Here is a 16,770-nt window from a genome sequence, read left to right on the forward strand (position 1 = left end):
CCAGGCTCGACCGCTCAGGCCAGCACCGCGCCGAGCAGGGCGACGGCGCCGGCCTTGTCGAGGGGCTCGTTGCCGTTCCCGCACTTGGGGGACTGCACGCACGAGGGGCAGCCCGCGGCGCACGGGCAGGCGGCCACCAGGTCGAGGGTGGCCCGCAGATGGCGCTCGCCGGCGGCGAAGCCCAGCTCGGCGATGCCGGCCCCACCCGGGAAGCCGTCGTAGATCACGACGGTGGGCAGGCCGGTGTCGGCCTGCCGGGCCGTCGACACGCCGCCCACGTCCCAGCGGTCGCAGATGGTGAACAGGGGGAGGATCCCGATGGCGGCGTGCTCGACCGCGTGGAGGGTGCCGGGCAGCCGGGCGGCGTCGAGGCCGGCCTCGGCCACCACCTCGTCGTCCACGGTCCACCACACCCCGCGCGTGGCCAGCACCGTCGGGGGCAGGTCGAGCGGCTCGACCCCCAGCCACTCGCCCGAGCGAAGGTCCCGCCGCTGGAAGCCCACGACGTGGCTCGTCACCTCCACCGCGCCGAGCGCCACGCGGGCCCGGCCGACCGTCGCGGCGCGGTCCTCCGACAGCACCCGGATCGACGACTCCGTGCGCGGCCGAGTGTCTTCGGCGTCGTCGGTGGGCTCCACCACGGCCACCCGGTCGTCGAGGCGGAGCTCGCGCACCCGGTAGGCGGCCCCCTGGTGGAGGTAGATCGCCCCCGGATGCACCAGCCGCAGCGCTCGGGCCGGTTCCACCGTGCCCACCAGCCGGCCGTCGTCGAGGGCGATGCGCACCTCGCCACCCCAGCCCGAGCGCAGACCGATGCCGGGCGCCGGGCTCCCCCGCCCGGCCCAGAAGGCCCGTCCGTCTCGGAGCCGCAGCCGGTCGTCGAGCACCAGGCGCCGCACCCCCTCGTCGAGGTCGACGCCCCACCAGGTGGCGTCGGCCGGGGTGAGCGGGAGCTCGTAGGCCGCGCAGGCCAGGTGGGGATGCAGCACGTAGGGGTTCCCCAGGTTGACGACCGCCGGCTCGGGTGGGCGTGAGAGCAGCTCGGCCGGGTGCCCGGCCAGCCACTGGTCGAGCTGGTCCGCGCCGGCGACCAGCACGGCCAGCGCGCCCTGCTGGGCCCGCCCGGCCCGCCCGGCCTGCTGCCAGAAGGAGGCGATCGTGCCCGGGAACCCGTCGAGCACCACCGCGTCGAGCCCGCCGACGTCGATGCCGAGCTCCAGGGCGCTGGTGGCCACCACGGCGCGCAGGCGGCCCTCGAACAGGTCGGACTCGATCGTCCGCCGCTCCTCGGCGAGGTACCCGCCCCGGTACGCGCGCACCGCGTCGGCCGAGCCCTCCGGCAGGGCCCGCCGCACCATGGCGGCAACGGTCTCGGTGGCCCGCCGGCTCCGGGTGAAGGCGAGCGTGCGGTGGCCGGCCGCGGCCAGGGCGGCGACGAGCCGGGCCGTCTCCACGTGCGCCGAGCCCCGGGTGCCGGTGCCCTCGTCGAGCAGCGGTGGGTTCCACACGGCGACCAGCCGCTCGCCGCGGGGGGAGCCGTCGTCGGTCAGCGCGGCCACGTCGAGGCCGGCCAGGATCGACGCCAGCGCGCCGGGCTCGCCGATCGTGGCCGACGAGAACGCCATCGTGGGGGTGGACGCGTAGTGGGCGCACACCCGGCGGAGCCGGCGCAGCACATGGGCGACGTGGCTCCCGAACACGCCCCGCAGCACGTGCAGCTCGTCGACCACGACGAACCGGAGCCGCTTCAGGAAGGTGGCCCATCGCTCGTGGCGCGGGAGGATGCCGGTGTGCAGCATCTCCGGGTTGGTGAGCAGCACGTTGGCGTGGCGGCGGATCCACGCCCGGGCCTCGGGGCCGGTGTCGCCGTCGTACGTGGCCGCCACCAGGCCGGGGACCCCGAGGGCCGCGAACGCCCGCAGCTGGTCCTGGGCCAGGGCCTTGGTGGGGAACACCAAGAGGGCCGTGCCCGGCGGATCGTCGGCGACCGCCGCCGCGATCGGCACCTGGTAGCACAGCGACTTCCCCGAGGCCGTCCCCGTGGCGAGGGCCACGGATCGCCCGGCCTGCAGCCGCTCGATCGCCTCGGCCTGGTGCGTCCACAGCCGGCGGTCCCCCAGGGCGCGAGCCGCCTGGGCTCCCAGCGGGAGGCTGCGGTGGCGCGCGGGCCGGGTCGGGAGCCGCGCCAGGTGGACGAGCTGCCCGCCGTCGGCCAGCTCCCCGAGCAGTCGGGCTGCGTCGTCGAGATCCACCGGTGGGCCACCACCTCCGGCGGCCGGGCCGCGGCCGCCGGGCTCGGCGGCGGGGTCGGGTAGGTTCGGTGGAACCCACTGTTCCACGGCCCGAGGCGAGCGCCACCATGCAGACCCTGCCGAAGCCCGACGAGCTGCTCGCCCTCGACTCGGTGACCGCCGAGCTGTTCGACACCCTCCGCCGGTGGTTCGCGGTGCCCGACGAGGTGCGCCTCGACCTCCGTGCCGTCGACTCCGCGGTGCGCGAGCTGGGCGATCCGGTGCTGGTGGCGGCCATGGCGATGCGCAAGCTGCAGGCGCTGAACCTGCTGGCCACGCCGGGGGTCACCACCACGACCGACGTCGTCGTCACGATCGTCGGCGACCTCGACCGGGCCCTCGTCCAGGCGCCGGTGATGCGGCTGCGACTGGCGGCCGAGCAGGCCGACTGGGACGCCGAGCTGGCCGTCCTCGAGGGCGGCGCCCCGGTGGCCGGCAGCGAGCCGCCCGGCGCGGTCGACGCCGCCGACGACGAGACCGAGCGCTTCCGGCAGCTGCACGCCCGGCTCCACGAGGCGGTGCGGGCCGTGATCGAGGCCTCCGAGGGCGAGATCCGGTACTTCAGCTGACTGTGAGGATGCACCCTGCGGTCCGGTGACCGCGTTGGGCTGGTGGCCCGGGGCGGGCGGCAGGGGGCTGACGGCGAGCGGAAGGGGCGACACGGCCCGGAAGTCGGGATCCCAGCGGCGCCAGCAGCAGGTCGCCGAGGCCGAACGGCTGGCCGGGGCTACACGGCCCGGAAGTCGGGATCCCAGCGGCGCAGCTCGCGGCGGGCGATGGTCATCTTGTGGACCTCGTCGGGCCCGTCGGCCAGCCGGAGCGTGCGAAGGCTCGCCCACATGCGGGCCAGCGGGAAGTCGGGGCCCACCCCCGCGGCGCCGTGCACCTGGATCGCCTTGTCGAGCACGTCGAGGGCGACCCGGGGCGCCACCACCTTGATGGCCGAGACCTCCGTCCGGGCGCCCTTGTTGCCCACGGTGTCCATGAGCCACGCGGTCTTCATGGTGAGGAGCCGGGCCTGCTCGAGGGCGATGCGCGACTCGGCGATGCCGTCCTGCACCACCCCCTGGTCGGCCAGGCGCTTGCCGAAGGCCACGCGGCCGAGCGCCCGCTGGCACGTGAGGTCGAGCGCCCGCTCGGCCGCGCCGATCGACCGCATGCAGTGGTGGATCCGGCCCGGGCCGAGGCGGGCCTGTGCGATGGCGAACCCGCCGCCCTCCTCGCCCAGCAGGTTCGACGTGGGCACCCGCACGTCGTCGTAGACGAGCTCGCAGTGGCCCTCGGGGTCGTCGTACCCGAAGACCGACAGGTTCCGGACGTTGGTGAGGCCCGGTGTGTCCATCGGGACGAGCACCATCGACTGCTGGCGGTGCCTGGGCGAGTCCGGGTCGGTCTTGCCCATGACGATCGAGATCGCGCAGCGGCTGCTGGCGGCACCCGAGATCCACCACTTGCGGCCGTTGATCACGTACTCGTCGCCCTCACGGCGGATCTCGCACTCGATGTTGGTGGCGTCGGAGCTCGCGACCGCGGGCTCGGTCATGGCGTAGCAGGACCGGATCTCGCCCTCGAGCAGCGGGCGGAGCCACGTGTCCTGCTGCTCGGGCGTGCCGAACATGGTGAGGATCTCCATGTTGCCGGTGTCGGGCGCCGAGCAGTTGAGGGACTCGGGCGCGATGGGGCTCCGGCCGGTGATCTCGGCGAGGGGCGCGTACTCCACGTTGGTCAGCCCGGCCCCCCAGTCGCCGTGCGGGAGGAACAGGTTCCACAGCCCCCGCCGGCGGGCCTCGGCCTTCAGCTCCTCCATCACCGGCGGCTGGGAGTGCGGGTCGCCCGACGCCGCGAGCTGCTCCTCGTAGACGGCCTCGTTGGGGTAGATGTGGCTGTCCATGAAGGCCAGGAGCTCGTCCTGGAGCCGCGCGGCCCGGTCGGTCATGGCGAAGTCCATCTGGTCCCCCTGCGTGTCGTCGAGCGCCGTCACCGTAGTGGGCACGACGGCGCCGTCCGCAGGGTTGCCCGCGGAGACCGTTTGACAGCAGCGCGGAACTGCCCCTTACCTGGGAAAGAGGTATGGCCAAGCTCGTCATCGTCGAATCGCCGGCCAAGGCGAAGACCATCTCCCGGTTCCTCGGGAGCGACTTCGTCGTGGAGGCGTCCGTGGGTCACGTCGCAGACCTGCCCGAGAAGGGCCTCGGGGTCGATGTCGACAACGGCTTCAAGCCCACGTACGAGATCACCCGCAAGGACGTGATCCGCAACCTCCGAGCCGCGCTCAAGCAGGCCGACGAGCTCTATCTCGCCACCGACGAGGACCGCGAGGGCGAGGCGATCTCCTGGCACCTGCTCGAGGCCCTGAAGCCGTCGGTGCCGGTGAAGCGCATGGTGTTCCACGAGATCACCCGCGCCGCCATCGAGCACGCCGTCGAGCACTGGCGGGGGATCGACTACGGGCTCGTCGACGCCCAGGAGACGCGCCGCATCCTCGACCGCCTCTACGGCTTCGAGGTGTCGCCCGTGCTGTGGCGCAAGATCGGTCCGGGCACGTCGGCCGGCCGGGTGCAGAGCCCGGCGGTCCGGCTGATCGTCGAGCGCGAGCGGGAGCGGATGCGGTTCCGCTCCGCCGGCTACTGGGACCTCGAGATCGCGTTCGCCACGGTTCCGACGTTCACCGGCACGCTGGTGGCGGTCGACGGCCGCCGCGTGGCCACCGGCCGGGACTTCGACGAGTCCGGCCGGCCCCGAGCCGAGGTGCTCGTGCTGGACGAGGCCGGTGCCACCGGCCTGGCCCAGCGCCTGGACGGCGCAGCCTTCGCCGTGTCGAGCGTGGAGGAGAGGCCGTACCGCTCGTCGCCCAAGCCGCCCTTCATCACGTCGACCCTCCAGCAGGAGGGTGGCCGCAAGCTGGGGATGAGCGCGCAGCAGGTGATGCGGGTCGCCCAGGGGCTGTACGAGCGCGGCTACATCACCTACATGCGCACCGACTCGGTCACGCTGTCCGAGCAGGCGGTGTCGGCGGCCCGGGCGCAGGTGCGCGAGCTGTACGGCGACCGCTTCCTCCCCGACCAGCCGCGAGCGCACCGGGGCAAGGCCAGGAGCGCGCAGGAGGCCCACGAGGCCATCCGCCCCGCGGGCGAGGCGTTCCGCACGCCCGACCAGCTGGCCCGTGAGCTGTCCGGCGCCGATCTCCGCCTGTACGAGCTGGTCTGGAAGCGCACCCTCGCATCGCAGATGGCCGACGCCACCGGGCGGTCGGTCGCCGTGCGGCTGGTCGCGACGTCGGCTGCCGGCGAGCGGGCCGAGGCGGCCGCCAGCGGGCGCACCATCGGGTTCCCCGGCTACCTGCGGGTCTACGTCGAGGGCACCGACGATCCCGACGCCGCCCTCGAGGACCGCGAGACCCTGCTGCCCGACCTGGCCGAGGGCGACCAGGTGCCGGTCGAGCGCATCGAGCCCACGGGCCACGCCACCCAGCCGCCGGCCCGCTACACCGAGGCGTCCCTGGTGAAGCGGCTCGAGGAGCTGGGCATCGGCCGGCCGTCGACGTACGCCTCGATCATGGAGGCGATCCAGCGGCGGTTCGTGTGGAAGCGCGGGAGCGCCCTGATCCCCACGTGGACCGCCTTCGCGGTGACCAACCTGATGGAGCGCCACTTCGCCGACTACGTCGACTACGGCTTCACCGCTCGGATGGAGGACGACCTCGACGAGATCGCCGACGGTCGCCAGCAGCGGGTGGCCTGGCTCAGCCAGTTCTACTTCGGGAACGGCGCGCCCGGGCTCAAGGGCCTGGTGACCGAGCACGTCGACGAGATCGACGCGGCCGAGGTCAACACCATCCCCATCGGGGTGGACGAGTCGGGCGAGCCGGTGGTGGTGAAGCCCGGCAAGTACGGCCCCTACGTGAAGCGGGGCGACGACACCGCCTCGGTGCCCGAGGACCTGGTGCCCGACGAGCTCACGCTCGAGCGGGCCCTCGAGCTGCTGGCCACGCCCAAGGGCGACACGCCGATCGGTCACGATCCCGCCAGCGGCCTGCCGATCTACGCCAAGGCGGGCCGGTTCGGCCCGTACGTGCAGCTCGGGGATGCCGACACGCTGCCGGAGGGGGCCAAGCCCAGGACGTCGTCGCTGTTCAAGGACATGCGTCTCGACGACGTGACAACGGAGCAGGCCCTCACCCTGCTCACGCTGCCGCGGACGCTCGGGGTCGACCCTGCCGACGGCCAGGAGGTGGTGGCCGCCAACGGTCGCTACGGGCCGTACGTGAGGAAGGGGAACGAGAGCCGCAGCCTCGACGCCGAGGCCCGGCTGCTCACGATCGAGCTGGCCGAGGCCCTCGCCCTGCTGGCCCAGCCCAAGCAGTACGGCCGCCGGGGCGCGGCCGCGCCCCCGCTCGCCGAGCTGGGCCCCGACCCCACGTCGGGCCGACCGATCGTGCTGAAGGACGGCCGGTTCGGGCCCTACGTGACCGACGGTGAGACCAACGCCTCGCTCCGCAAGGGCGACAGCCCGGAGACCATCACCCTCGAGCGGGCCGTCGAGCTGCTGGAGGACCGCCGCGCCGCGGGACCGGCCAAGAAGCGGGTCGCCAAGAAGGCGGCGGGGGCCAAGAAGGCGGCGGGCGCCAAGAAGGCGGCGGGCACCAAGAAGGCGGCGGGCACCAAGAAGGCGGCGGGCACCAAGAAGGCGGCGGGCACCAAGAAGGCGGCGGGCACCAAGAAGGCGGCGGGCACCAAGAAGGCGGCGGGCACCGGCGAGCGGGCGGCTCCCCCCCGACCCGGCCAGGCCTGACGCACGGTCGGCCGCTCCGCCGACCTCGGTGGTCGGGGCCGGGCGGGCCTCGCAGGTGCCCCGGCGGGTGCAGGCCCGTCCTCTAGCCTCGACCCGTGCCGGATCAGCCCAGCGAAGGTCCGAGCGCGCCGGAACCGCCGCCCGCCCCGTCCGACGCACCCACTCTGGCGCTCTCGCCGGGGCCGCCGATCGCCGGCGAGCTCCCGCCGGCCCCGCGCGTCGACGACCCGGAGGCCACCGAGCACGGCTCGGTCCGGCCGGCGCCCACTGGCGACGGTGGCCTGCCCCCCTCGCTGCAGGTGCGCCTGTTCGGGACCCACGCCTTCTTCCGCCTGTGGCTGTCGCAGGTGGTGTCCTCGTTGGGCGACTGGATCGGCTTCGTGGCCATCGTGGCTGTGGCCGGCCGGGTGGGTGGGTCGTCGCCCGAGGCCGCCATCGGCCTGGTGATGAGCGCGCGGATCATCCCGGGGCTCTTCCTGGCCTCGGTGGCCGGCGTGCTCGTCGACCGCTGGGACCGCAAGCGGGTGATGGTGGTGTCCGACCTGGGGCGGGCGCTGGTCCTGGCCACGCTCCCCTTCATCGACTCGGTGGCGGGCCTGGTGGCGGCCTCGTTCCTGCTCGAGATCGGCACGCTGTTCTGGTCGCCGGCCAAGGAGGCGTCGGTCCCCAACCTGGTGCCCGCGGACCACCTGACCACGGCGAACTCGCTCTCGCTGGTCGCGGCGTACGGCACGTTCCCGATCGCCAGCCTGGTCTTCGCGGGCCTCGCCAAGCTGGCCGAGGTGCTGAGCGGCTTCGGTCCGCTCGGGTTCCTCGACCTCAACCAGGAGTCCCTCGCCATCTACTTCGACGTGTTCACGTTCGTGGTGTCGGCGGCCATGATCGCCACCCTCCCGCTGGTGCGGCGGACCCGCGTGGCCGACGGCCGGCGCATCGACCTCGCCGAGGCGTTCCGCGAGCTCAAGGAGGGGTGGCGCTTCATCGCCATCAGCCCCAGGGTGCGGGCCGTGATGCTCGGGATCGGGACGGGGCTGATCGGCGGCGGGATGCTCGTTCCCCTCGGGCCCGTCTTCGCCCAGGCCGCCCTCGGGAGCGGTCCCGCCGGGTTCGGCCTGCTGCTCACGGCGCTGGGCACCGGCGTGGCCATCGGCGTCGTCGCCGTCTCCGCGCTGCAGAGCCGCCTGGACAAGACCCAGGTGTTCTCCTTCGCCGTGCTCGGTGGGGGGATCTGCCTGGTGGCGGCCGCGAGCACCTCGTCGCTGGGGCCGGCGTTCGCGCTGGTGCTCGGCCTCGGGGTGTGCGCCGGGTCGGTCTACGTGCTCGGCTTCACCATCCTCCAGGAGAGCGTCGGCGACGATCTGCGCGGCCGCGTCTTCAGCACCCTCTACGCCCTCGTCCGGCTGTGCCTGCTGGTGTCGTTCGCGTTCGGGCCCTTCCTGGCGACGGTGCTCGGCCGGATCTCGACGACCCTGGTCGAAGGCGAGGTGTCCGTGGGCGGGGCCGCCTTCGGGCTCCCCGGGGTGCGGCTCGCCCTGTGGCTGGGGGGCTTCATCATCATCGGCGCCGGCGTGCTCGCGATCCGCACCTTCCGATCCGAGGGCTCCGCCGTGCTCGAGCCGCCGCCGGCCGGCGCGCCCGCCGAGTGACGTGGAACCCGGCCGCTTCATCGCGTTCGAGGGGGGCGAGGGGTCGGGGAAGTCGACCCAGGCCGCGCTGCTGGCCGAGCGGCTCGGCGCGGTGCTGACGCGCGAGCCGGGAGGCACCCCGCTCGGTCGCCGCCTCCGGGCCCTGCTCCTCGACCCGGCCACCGGGTCCGTCGACGCCCGGGCCGAGGCGCTGCTGATGGCCGCCGACCGGGCGCAGCACGTCGCCGAGGTGGTGCGACCAGCGCTGGTCGGCGGCCGCCACGTGGTGAGCGACCGCTACGCCGGCTCGTCGATCGCCTACCAGGGTCACGGCCGGGGGTTGGAGCCCGAGGAGATCCGGCGGCTGTCGCACTGGGCCACCGGCGGGCTGTGGCCCGACCTGATCCTGCTGCTCGACGTGCCCCCGGAGGTGGCGGCGGCCCGGGTCGGGGCCGACCTCGACCGGTTCGAGGCGGAAGGGGCGGGGTTCCACCAGCGGGTCGCGGCGGGCTTCCGGGCCCAGGCCGCGGCCGACCCGGCTCGCTGGGTCGTGATCGACGGCCGGGGCGGCGTGGCCGAGGTGGCGGCCCGCGTGGCCGCCGCCGTCGGGGAGCGGCTCGGCCCGGCCACGGCGTGAGGGAGCGGCTCGGCCCGGCCACGGCATGACCCGGCCACGGCATGATGGCAGCGTGACGAGCGACGCCGAGGCCACCGCCCCGGGTGGGGACCCGGCGGGAACCGGTGCGGAGCGGCCGGCCCCCTCGCTGTTCGCGCCGGTCGTGGGGCAGCCCGACGCCGTCGCCCGCCTCCGGGCCGCGGTCGCCCGACCCGTCCACGCGTACCTGCTCGTCGGCCCACCGGGCAGCGGCCGCCTGGCCGCGGCGCGCGGCTTCGCGGCCGCGCTCCTGTGCCACCGGGGCGGGTGCGGCACCTGCCGGGACTGCCGGCTGGCCCTGGCCGGCGAGCACCCCGACCTGTGGGAGCTCACGCACCAGGGCGCCTCGATCCGCCGGGAGGAGGCCGAGGCGGTCCGAGAGCGGTCGCTGCTCGCGCCGGTCGAAGGGGCTCGCAAGGTGCTGGTGCTCCCCGACTTCGAGGTCACCGAGCCGGCGGCCGCAGCCCTGCTCCTGAAGACCATCGAGGAGCCGGCCCCCAGCTCGGTGTTCGTCGTGCTGGCCAGCGACGTCCCTCCCGAGCTGGTCACCGTCGCCTCGCGCTGCGTGCGGATCGGGTTCCAGCCGGTGCCCGCGGCCGACGTGGAGCGGGTGCTGGTGGCCGAGGGGGCCGACGGGCAGGTGGCGGCCATGGCGGCCTCGGTCGCGGGTGGCGATCTCCGCCGGGCCCGGCTGCTGGTCGCCGATGCCGGGCTGGCCGCGCGGATCGAGGCCTGGCGGCGGGTGCCGCAGCGCCTCGACGGCACCGGCGCGACGGTCGCCGAGGTGGTCGACGAGCTCCGCGCGCTGATCGACGGGGCGGCTGCCCCGCTGGCCGCGCGGCAGGCGGCCGAGGTCGCCGCCCTCGAACGGCGCGTGGCCCAGCTGGGGGAGCGGGGCGCCGGGCGGAGGGGCCTGGCCGAGCGGCACCGGCGCGAGCTCCGGCGGCTCCGGGAGGAGGAGATGCAGGGGGGGCTGGCGCTGCTGGCTCGGCGCTACGGCCACGCCGCGGCGACGTCGACCTCGCCCTCGGCGGCCGTCGGCGCGGTGGCCGCGATCCAGGAGGCGGCGGCCCGGATGCCCTTCCACCCGGCCGAGGCGCTCCTCCTCGAGGCGCTGCTGCTCCGGCTGCCGCCGCTGCCCGCCCCCGCCGCCACCGACGCAGGCCGAGGGTCCCAGCCGCTGCGCTAGCGTGCGGTGCCTCGCCCGAGTAGCTCAGCCGGCAGAGCAGCGGTTTCGTAAACCGCAGGCCGTGGGTTCGAGTCCCACCTCGGGCTCCACCGGGTCCCCCGATGGGGTGGGCCGCGCGCGTCGCCCGGTAGGGTTCGGGGCGTGGCGGATCAGGCCCAGTTCGCCGACCTGGCGATGCCCTTCATGCAGCCGCTGTACTCGGCTGCTCTCCGCCTCACCCGCAACCCGGCCGACGCCGAGGACCTCGTCCAGGAGACGTACCTCAAGGCCTTCCGGGGCTTCGGCGGGTTCCAGGAGGGCACCAACCTCAAGGCCTGGCTGTACCGGATCCTCACGAACACCTTCATCAACAGCTACCGGTCGAGGAAGCGTCGGCCCGACGAGACCGACCTGGGCGAGGTGGAGGACCTGTACCTCTACAAGCGCATCGGAGGGCTGGAGGCCGCCGCCGCGGGCCGCAGCGCCGAGGACGAGCTGCTGGAGCTGTTCACCGAGGACGAGGTGAAGGACGCCCTCGAGGCCCTTCCCGAGCAGTTCCGCATGGCCGTCCTGCTGGCCGATGTGGAGGGCTTCTCCTACAAGGAGATCGCCGAGATCCTCGACATCCCGATCGGCACCGTGATGAGCCGCCTCCATCGGGGAAGAAAGGCGCTGCAGAAGCGGTTGTACGAGTTCGCCTCGCAGCGGCGCCTGGTGGGCCGGGGCGATGGCGCATCGGGGTCCGGTGCCGGACCGGTCCCGCACGAGCCGGAGCGAGCGGAGCGTGGCTGAGGTCGACTGCGAGCAGGTGCTCGTCGAGATCTACACGTACCTCGACGGTGAGCTCACCAGCGAGGTGCGTGAGGCCATCCACGTGCACCTCGACGGGTGCAGCCACTGCCTGGAGATCTACGAGTTCGAGGCCGAGCTGCGCCAGGTGATCGCCCAGCGCTGCCGCGACGCCGTCCCGCCCGACCTGCGCAGCCGCATCGCGCAGGCGATCGGGCTGGAGGTGGCCCCCGACGACCCGGCACCGGGGACAGGGGCCCTCTTTTAGTGCCAATTCTGGAATAGGCCGGTGCGGGACGGGGTTCGTCCCGGACATGGACGAGCGACCCGTTGGAGCGACCTCCCTCCTCGGCGCCGACCGCCCGTCACGGCGCTTCCGAACCGGGCGGGTCTGCGGCGAACCAGGGTGCGACACCCGGCTCTCGATCTACAACGACGGCCGGTTCTGCTCGCTCCACCAGCCGATGGAGACCCCACGTACCCGAGGCCGCAAGATCGCCTGAGACCACCCCCGGCGGCGCGGCGCCGAGGTGAGGGCGCGCGCCGGCCCGGTGTACGGTGCCCGACCATGGACGTGCTCGCCGCCAATGTCTGGACGTACTGGATCTCCGTGCCCCTCGTCGTCGGCGGGCTGCTCCTGGTCGTCGCCCTGGTCGTCGGGTACGTGGTGAAGGTGGAGTCGTTGCGCTACCCGCACCGGCGCCGGTGACCGACCTGGTCGACTGGGACCTGGCGGAGCGTGTCGCCGTCAGGGTGAGCGGGCGCGAGCCGTTCTCGGCCTCGTACTTGTACGAGTCCCTGGCACCCGACTTCGACGAGCTCACGGCCGAGGCCGAGGTGATCGTGGCCGGCCTGACGGGTCTGCGGTCGACGGCAGGCCCGGCCCGGAGCCGGGTGCTCGACCGGCCCGGATGGGCACAGGCCAACATCGCCTCGTTCCAGCGGCTCCTGCGGCCCCTCGCCGAGCGCTTCGCCGAGCGGGTCGGACCGGGCGGGCTCACCCCTCTCGCCCGCCGCTTCGCCGGCGTGGAGGTGGGCGCCCTCCTCGGCTGGATGTCGACACGCGTGCTCGGTCAGTACGACCTGCTGATCGTGGAGGAGGAGAACCCCCACGACCAGGACCTCGTGTACTACGTGGGGCCCAACGTGCTCGCCCTCGAGAAGCGGTTCGGCTTCCCGCCCCGCGAGTTCCGCCTGTGGCTGGCCGTGCACGAGGTCACGCACCGGGCGCAGTTCACCGGGGTGCCGTGGCTGCGCCCCCACTTCCTCTCCCTCGTCGAGTCGGCTCTCGGGAGCGTCGACCCCGACCCCGGCCGCCTGGTCGACGGGCTGCGGCGCGCCCTCGATCTGCGGGGCCGCTCGCTCGACGACGGCGGTCTGCTCGGGGTGCTGGCCAACCCCGAGCAGAAGGAGCTGCTCGACCGCATCAGCGGCCTGATGAGCCTCCTCGAGGGTCACGGCGACGTGGTGATGGAGCGGGCGTCGGCCGGGCGGATCCCGTCGGCCGAGCGGTTCGCCCGGGTGCTGCGGGAGCGGCGCCAGTCGGCTTCGGGAGTGGCCAGGCTCGTGCAGCGCCTGGTCGGTCTCGAGGCCAAGCTCGCCCAGTACGAGCAGGGCGAGCGCTTCATCGCAGCCGTCGAGGCCGCCGGCGGCCAGCCGGCCTTCGACCGTGTGTGGGCGGGCCCGGAGCTCCTGCCGTCGCTGGCCGAGATCCGCGATCCGGGTCGATGGTTGGCCCGGGTGGGCGCCACGGGGGCGCTGGCCGCTCCGTGAGCGGCGCGGCGGAGCTGGTGGCCGCGCTCCTGGCGCGGTGCTCGTTCCCGCCGCCAGGCACTGCGGTCACCTGCGGGGTGTCGGGCGGGCCCGATTCCCTCGCCCTGCTCGTGCTGGCGGCGGGTGCCGGGTGCGCGGTCACGGCCGTGCACGTCGACCACGGCCTGCGGCACGGCTCCTCCCGGGAGGCCGAGGTGGTGGCCGCGACGGCGGGGCGGGTCGGAGCCGGGTTCCGGTCGGTGGCCGTCTCGGTGCCCCCGGGTCCGAACCTGGAGGCCCGGGCCCGCCAGGCCCGGCACGGTGCCCTGCCGCCCGGCACCCTGCTCGGCCACACCGCCGACGACCAGGCCGAGACCGTGCTCGTGAACCTGCTCCGGGGAGCCGGCCTCGACGGGTTGGCCGGCATGCGGCCGGGTCGGCGCCCCCTGCTGGCCCTGCGCCGCCGGGAGACGCGCTCGCTCTGTGCCGCGCTCGCACTGGATCCGGTCGACGATCCCAGCAACGCCGACCCCCGCCACCTCCGCAACCGGGTGCGCGCCGAGCTGCTGCCGCTGCTCGACGACCTGGCTGGGCGGGACGTGGCACCGATCCTCGCCCGCCAGGCGGCGCTCCTCCGCGACGACGCCGACCTGCTCGACGGCCTGGCCTCGGCGGTCGACCCGACGGACGCGAGGGCCGTGGCGGCCGCGCCGGCGCCGCTGGGCCGGCGGGCCGTGCGGGCGTGGCTCCGGGTGGTGCTCGACGACGCGCTGGCTCCCGGCGCCCCCGGCCGGGGCGAGCGCCACCCGCCCGCGGCGGCCACGGTGGCGAGGGTGCGCGACGTCGCGGCAGGCCGCTCACGGGCCACCGAGGTGGGGAGAGGCGTCCGGGTCGAGCGCCGCCGGGGACGGCTCTCGGTCGCGCGCGCCGGGCCTGGCGGCTAGGTTCACGGCCCGCATGGTCGAGCCGCACGACGCCGCCCACCCCGATCTCGGTGCGCTCGTGGTCGGTGCGGCCGACGTGGCCCGGCGGGTGGACGAGCTGGGCGCCCAGATCACCGCCGACTACGAGGGGCGGGCCCCCCTGCTCGTGGGGGTCCTCAAGGGTGCGTTCATGTTCATGGCCGACCTCTCCCGCCAGATCGACCTGCCCGTGGAGTTCGACTTCATGGCCGTGTCGTCGTACGGGTCGGGCACCCGCTCCAGCGGGGTGGTGAGGATCGTGAAGGATCTGGACCTCGACCTGCACGACCGGGACGTGCTGCTGGTGGAGGACATCGTCGACAGCGGCCTCACCCTCTCCTACCTGCGCCGCAACCTGCTCGCCCGGGAGCCCGCGAGCCTGGAGGTGTGTGCCCTGCTGGTGCGGGAGGCGATCGATCCCGACACGGCCGGCCTCCGCTACGTGGGCTTCCGGATCCCGCCGGAGTTCGTGGTGGGCTACGGCCTCGACGCCGCCGAGCGCTTCCGGAACCTGCGCGACATCCGTGTCTACCTTCCGGGCCGCTGACCCCACCGCCACTACGATGCACGGATGCTCCCGCTCGTCATGGGCGTCCTCAACGTGACGCCCGACTCCTTCTCCGACGGCGGGCGCTACCTCGATCCCGAGGCCGCCGTCCGTCACGGCCGCGAGCTGATCGCCGAGGGCGCCGACATCGTCGACGTGGGGGGAGAGTCGACGCGACCCGGCGCCCGGCCGGTCGACGAGGCCGAGGAGCGCCGCCGGGTCGTGCCGGTGATCCGGGCGCTGGCCCCGCACGGGCGCGTGTCGATCGACACCCGCAAGCGGGCGGTGGCCGAGGCGGCGATCGACGCCGGCGCCACCATGCTGAACGACGTCTCTGCCTCGCTGGCCGAGGTGGCGGCGTCGGCCGGGGTGCCGTGGGTGGCGATGCACATGCAGGGCACGCCGGACACGATGCAGGCCGAGCCCCGCTACGACGACGTCGTGGCCGAGGTGCGTGCCTTCCTCGTCGAGCGGGCCGAGTGGGCGCTGGCCGCGGGCGTGCCCGAGGTGTGGATCGACCCGGGGATCGGGTTCGGGAAGACCGCCGGGCACAACCTCGAGCTCCTGGCCCGGCTGGGCGAGCTGGTCGGCACCGGCTTCCCGGTGCTGGTCGGCGCCAGCCGCAAGTCGTTCCTCGGTCGGCTGCTCGGCGCCTCCGACGCCGGCCGCCCCCTGTCCGAGCAGCCCGGGGCGCCGGTCGCGGCGGTCGACGACCGGCTGGAGGGCTCGCTGGCCGTGGCCACGTGGGCGCTCGACGCCGGGGCGCGGATGGTGCGGGTGCACGAGGTGCGCCCCACGGTGCAGGCCGTCCGCCTGGTGGCGGCGTGATGCGGAGGCTGGCGACGCGATGGCGATGAAGGGCAAGTGGGCCCAGGGCATCCAGCCCCGGAACTTCGCCTGGGTGGTGAAGGACCGCCTGGCCGTGTGCGAGCGGCCGGGGGGCTACGGCCCCAACCATCGCCGGGTGCGCCGCCAGGAGGAGATCATCTGGATCCGCGAGCACGGGTTCGACCTGGTGATCTCCCTGATCCCGGCGTCGCACAACCTGCACAACTACGACGAGCTGGGCGTGGCGTGCCTCCACCTGCCGTTCGGCCCCCAGGACGACCTGAAGGTCCTGCAGCGCCAGCTGTACGGGGAGCTGCGCACCCTGCTGGCCGGGGGCAAGGCGGTGATCGTGCACCAGGAGGAGCTCGGTGACCGGGTGTCGGGCCTCGTGGCCGGCTACCTGGTGTGGGCGGGGCTCGTCCCCAGCCCGCCGCAGGCGATCACGGTGGTCGAGCAGATCGTCGGCCGCCAGCTCGGGCCCCTGGGCCGGTCGATCGTGGCGACCGCCGTCCAGGTGCGCGGCGAGGGCTGAGCGGCCCGGGATGGCCGACCTCATCGAGCTGCGCGGGCTGCGCGTGGTCGGCATCCACGGGGCGCTGCCCGAGGAGCAGGTGCGGGCCCAGCCGTTCGAGATCGACCTCGACGTGGCCGCCGACCTCGGGGTGGCCGGCCGCAGCGACGATCTCGACGACACCGTCGACTACGGCGCCCTGGTCGAGCTGGCGGAGCGGGTCGTGGCCGGCGAGCGCCACCGGCTCCTGGAGCGGGTCGCCCAGCGCATCGCCGACGAGGTGCTGCGCGACGAGCGGGTCGTCGGCGTCACCGTGGTCGTCCGCAAGCTCCGGCCGCCGGTGCCCTGCGACCTGGCGTCGTCGGCCGTGCGGATCACCCGGCAGCGATGACGCGGGTGCTGGTCGCGCTGGGGTCGAACCTCGGCGACCGGCTGGCCCACCTCCGGGGTGCCGTGTCCGGTCTGCGCCGGGCCGATCGCGTCGTGGCCGTGTCGGGCGTGTTCGAGACGGAGCCCGTCGGTGGTCCGGGCGCGCAGGGGTCCTACCTGAACGCGGTGGTGGCCCTCGACAGCGAGCGGACCGCCCGGGAGCTCCTGGAGCTGGCCCAGCGGCTCGAGGCCGACGCCGGCCGGGTGCGCACGGTGCGCTGGGGACCGCGCACGCTCGACGTGGACGTGCTGTGGATCGACGGCGTCGAGGTCGACGAGCCCGACCTGCAGGTGCCCCACCCCCGGCTGTTCGAGCGGCGGTTCGTGCTGGAGCCGCTGGCCGACGTGGCCCCCGACCTGGTGCCACCCGGCCTCCTCGACCGCCTGGAAGGGCGGGTCGAGCGAGTGGGTACCCTCTGAGC

17 protein-coding genes and 1 tRNA gene are annotated in these 16,770 nt (G+C 74.6%); 16 read left to right on the forward strand and 2 right to left on the reverse strand.

All coding sequences use genetic code 11. The features are described 5' to 3' along the window. Positions 1–14: 14 nt before the first annotated feature. Positions 15–2,252, reverse strand: a complete 2,238-nt coding sequence (locus IPM45_11920) for a DEAD/DEAH box helicase (protein MBK9180246.1) — start codon at positions 2,250–2,252, stop codon at positions 15–17. A 107-nt stretch (positions 2,253–2,359) separates the two neighbouring features. Between IPM45_11920 and IPM45_11925 the strand changes: the two genes are divergently transcribed. Continuing rightward, the gene (locus IPM45_11925) at positions 2,360–2,860 is read left to right on the forward strand and encodes a hypothetical protein (GenBank protein MBK9180247.1); all 501 of its coding nucleotides are present in this window, start codon (positions 2,360–2,362) and stop codon (positions 2,858–2,860) included. A gap of 158 nt (positions 2,861–3,018) precedes the next feature. Here IPM45_11925 and IPM45_11930 read toward each other — a convergent pair whose 3' ends face one another. Then, entirely contained in the window at positions 3,019–4,239 is a 1,221-nt protein-coding gene (locus IPM45_11930; GenBank protein ID MBK9180248.1) for an acyl-CoA dehydrogenase family protein, read from the reverse strand. 122 nt (positions 4,240–4,361) lie between these two features. On the opposite strand from IPM45_11930, the gene topA reads away from it, so the two are divergent. The 15 genes from topA to folK all read left to right on the forward strand — a co-directional run bounded on the left by topA (position 4,362) and on the right by folK (position 16,768). Further along, positions 4,362–7,082, forward strand: a complete 2,721-nt coding sequence (topA, locus tag IPM45_11935) for a type I DNA topoisomerase (protein MBK9180249.1) — start codon at positions 4,362–4,364, stop codon at positions 7,080–7,082. 95 nt (positions 7,083–7,177) lie between these two features. Next, positions 7,178–8,728, forward strand: coding sequence for an MFS transporter (locus IPM45_11940; GenBank protein MBK9180250.1), 1,551 nt, complete (start codon positions 7,178–7,180; stop codon positions 8,726–8,728). Position 8,729: 1 nt separating this feature from the next. Then, positions 8,730–9,344, forward strand: coding sequence for a dTMP kinase (tmk, locus tag IPM45_11945; GenBank protein ID MBK9180251.1), 615 nt, complete (start codon positions 8,730–8,732; stop codon positions 9,342–9,344). A gap of 52 nt (positions 9,345–9,396) precedes the next feature. Next, the gene (locus tag IPM45_11950) at positions 9,397–10,551 is read left to right on the forward strand and encodes a hypothetical protein (protein MBK9180252.1); all 1,155 of its coding nucleotides are present in this window, start codon (positions 9,397–9,399) and stop codon (positions 10,549–10,551) included. Positions 10,552–10,564: 13 nt separating this feature from the next. Further along, positions 10,565–10,640 (forward strand) — tRNA-Thr (locus IPM45_11955). An 85-nt stretch (positions 10,641–10,725) separates the two neighbouring features. Then, entirely contained in the window at positions 10,726–11,322 is a 597-nt protein-coding gene (locus tag IPM45_11960) for a sigma-70 family RNA polymerase sigma factor (protein MBK9180253.1), read from the forward strand. After that, positions 11,315–11,587 carry a mycothiol system anti-sigma-R factor gene (locus tag IPM45_11965; protein MBK9180254.1) on the forward strand — a complete coding sequence of 91 codons (273 nt, stop codon included), beginning with the start codon at positions 11,315–11,317 and terminating at the stop codon, positions 11,585–11,587. Before IPM45_11960 ends, IPM45_11965 begins: the two co-directional genes overlap by 8 nt. A gap of 300 nt (positions 11,588–11,887) precedes the next feature. Further along, positions 11,888–12,028 carry a hypothetical protein gene (locus IPM45_11970; protein MBK9180255.1) on the forward strand — a complete coding sequence of 47 codons (141 nt, stop codon included), beginning with the start codon at positions 11,888–11,890 and terminating at the stop codon, positions 12,026–12,028. Further along, positions 12,025–13,092 (forward strand): zinc-dependent metalloprotease, encoded by a 1,068-nt coding sequence (locus tag IPM45_11975; protein ID MBK9180256.1) that lies wholly within the window; start codon positions 12,025–12,027, stop codon positions 13,090–13,092. The genes IPM45_11970 and IPM45_11975 overlap by 4 nt, the downstream gene beginning before the upstream one ends. After that, entirely contained in the window at positions 13,089–14,015 is a 927-nt protein-coding gene (gene tilS / locus IPM45_11980) for a tRNA lysidine(34) synthetase TilS (GenBank protein MBK9180257.1), read from the forward strand. The genes IPM45_11975 and tilS overlap by 4 nt, the downstream gene beginning before the upstream one ends. Before the next feature lie 13 nt (positions 14,016–14,028). Next, a complete protein-coding gene (gene hpt / locus IPM45_11985) occupies positions 14,029–14,580 on the forward strand; it encodes a hypoxanthine phosphoribosyltransferase (protein ID MBK9180258.1) in 552 nt (183 codons plus the stop codon). A gap of 24 nt (positions 14,581–14,604) precedes the next feature. Then, positions 14,605–15,408, forward strand: a complete 804-nt coding sequence (folP, locus tag IPM45_11990; protein ID MBK9180259.1) for a dihydropteroate synthase — start codon at positions 14,605–14,607, stop codon at positions 15,406–15,408. 19 nt (positions 15,409–15,427) lie between these two features. Continuing rightward, the gene (locus tag IPM45_11995; protein MBK9180260.1) at positions 15,428–15,940 is read left to right on the forward strand and encodes a hypothetical protein; all 513 of its coding nucleotides are present in this window, start codon (positions 15,428–15,430) and stop codon (positions 15,938–15,940) included. A 10-nt stretch (positions 15,941–15,950) separates the two neighbouring features. Then, complete coding sequence (gene folB, locus IPM45_12000) at positions 15,951–16,310, forward strand: dihydroneopterin aldolase (GenBank protein ID MBK9180261.1); 360 nt, start codon at positions 15,951–15,953, stop codon at positions 16,308–16,310. Next, a complete protein-coding gene (gene folK, locus IPM45_12005) occupies positions 16,307–16,768 on the forward strand; it encodes a 2-amino-4-hydroxy-6-hydroxymethyldihydropteridine diphosphokinase (protein MBK9180262.1) in 462 nt (153 codons plus the stop codon). The genes folB and folK overlap by 4 nt, the downstream gene beginning before the upstream one ends. Positions 16,769–16,770 lie beyond the last annotated feature (2 nt).

Source organism: Acidimicrobiales bacterium, from assembly GCA_016716005.1.
Taxonomy (GTDB): domain Bacteria; phylum Actinomycetota; class Acidimicrobiia; order Acidimicrobiales; family JADJXE01; genus JADJXE01.

Excerpts from the sequence above, each read along its gene's own strand:
- IPM45_11925 (MBK9180247.1), top strand. The coding sequence starts at position 2,360 with ATGCAGACCCTGCCGAAGCCCGACGAGCTGCTCGCCCTCGACTCGGTG.
- IPM45_11930 (MBK9180248.1), bottom strand. The coding sequence starts at position 4,239 with ATGGACTTCGCCATGACCGACCGGGCCGCGCGGCTCCAGGACGAGCTC.
- topA (MBK9180249.1), top strand. The coding sequence starts at position 4,362 with ATGGCCAAGCTCGTCATCGTCGAATCGCCGGCCAAGGCGAAGACCATC.
- IPM45_11960 (MBK9180253.1), top strand. The coding sequence starts at position 10,726 with ATGCCCTTCATGCAGCCGCTGTACTCGGCTGCTCTCCGCCTCACCCGC.
- IPM45_11970 (MBK9180255.1), top strand. The coding sequence starts at position 11,888 with ATGGACGTGCTCGCCGCCAATGTCTGGACGTACTGGATCTCCGTGCCC.
- hpt (MBK9180258.1), top strand. The coding sequence starts at position 14,029 with ATGGTCGAGCCGCACGACGCCGCCCACCCCGATCTCGGTGCGCTCGTG.
- folP (MBK9180259.1), top strand. The coding sequence starts at position 14,605 with ATGCTCCCGCTCGTCATGGGCGTCCTCAACGTGACGCCCGACTCCTTC.
- IPM45_11995 (MBK9180260.1), top strand. The coding sequence starts at position 15,428 with ATGGCGATGAAGGGCAAGTGGGCCCAGGGCATCCAGCCCCGGAACTTC.
- folB (MBK9180261.1), top strand. The coding sequence starts at position 15,951 with ATGGCCGACCTCATCGAGCTGCGCGGGCTGCGCGTGGTCGGCATCCAC.
- folK (MBK9180262.1), top strand. The coding sequence starts at position 16,307 with ATGACGCGGGTGCTGGTCGCGCTGGGGTCGAACCTCGGCGACCGGCTG.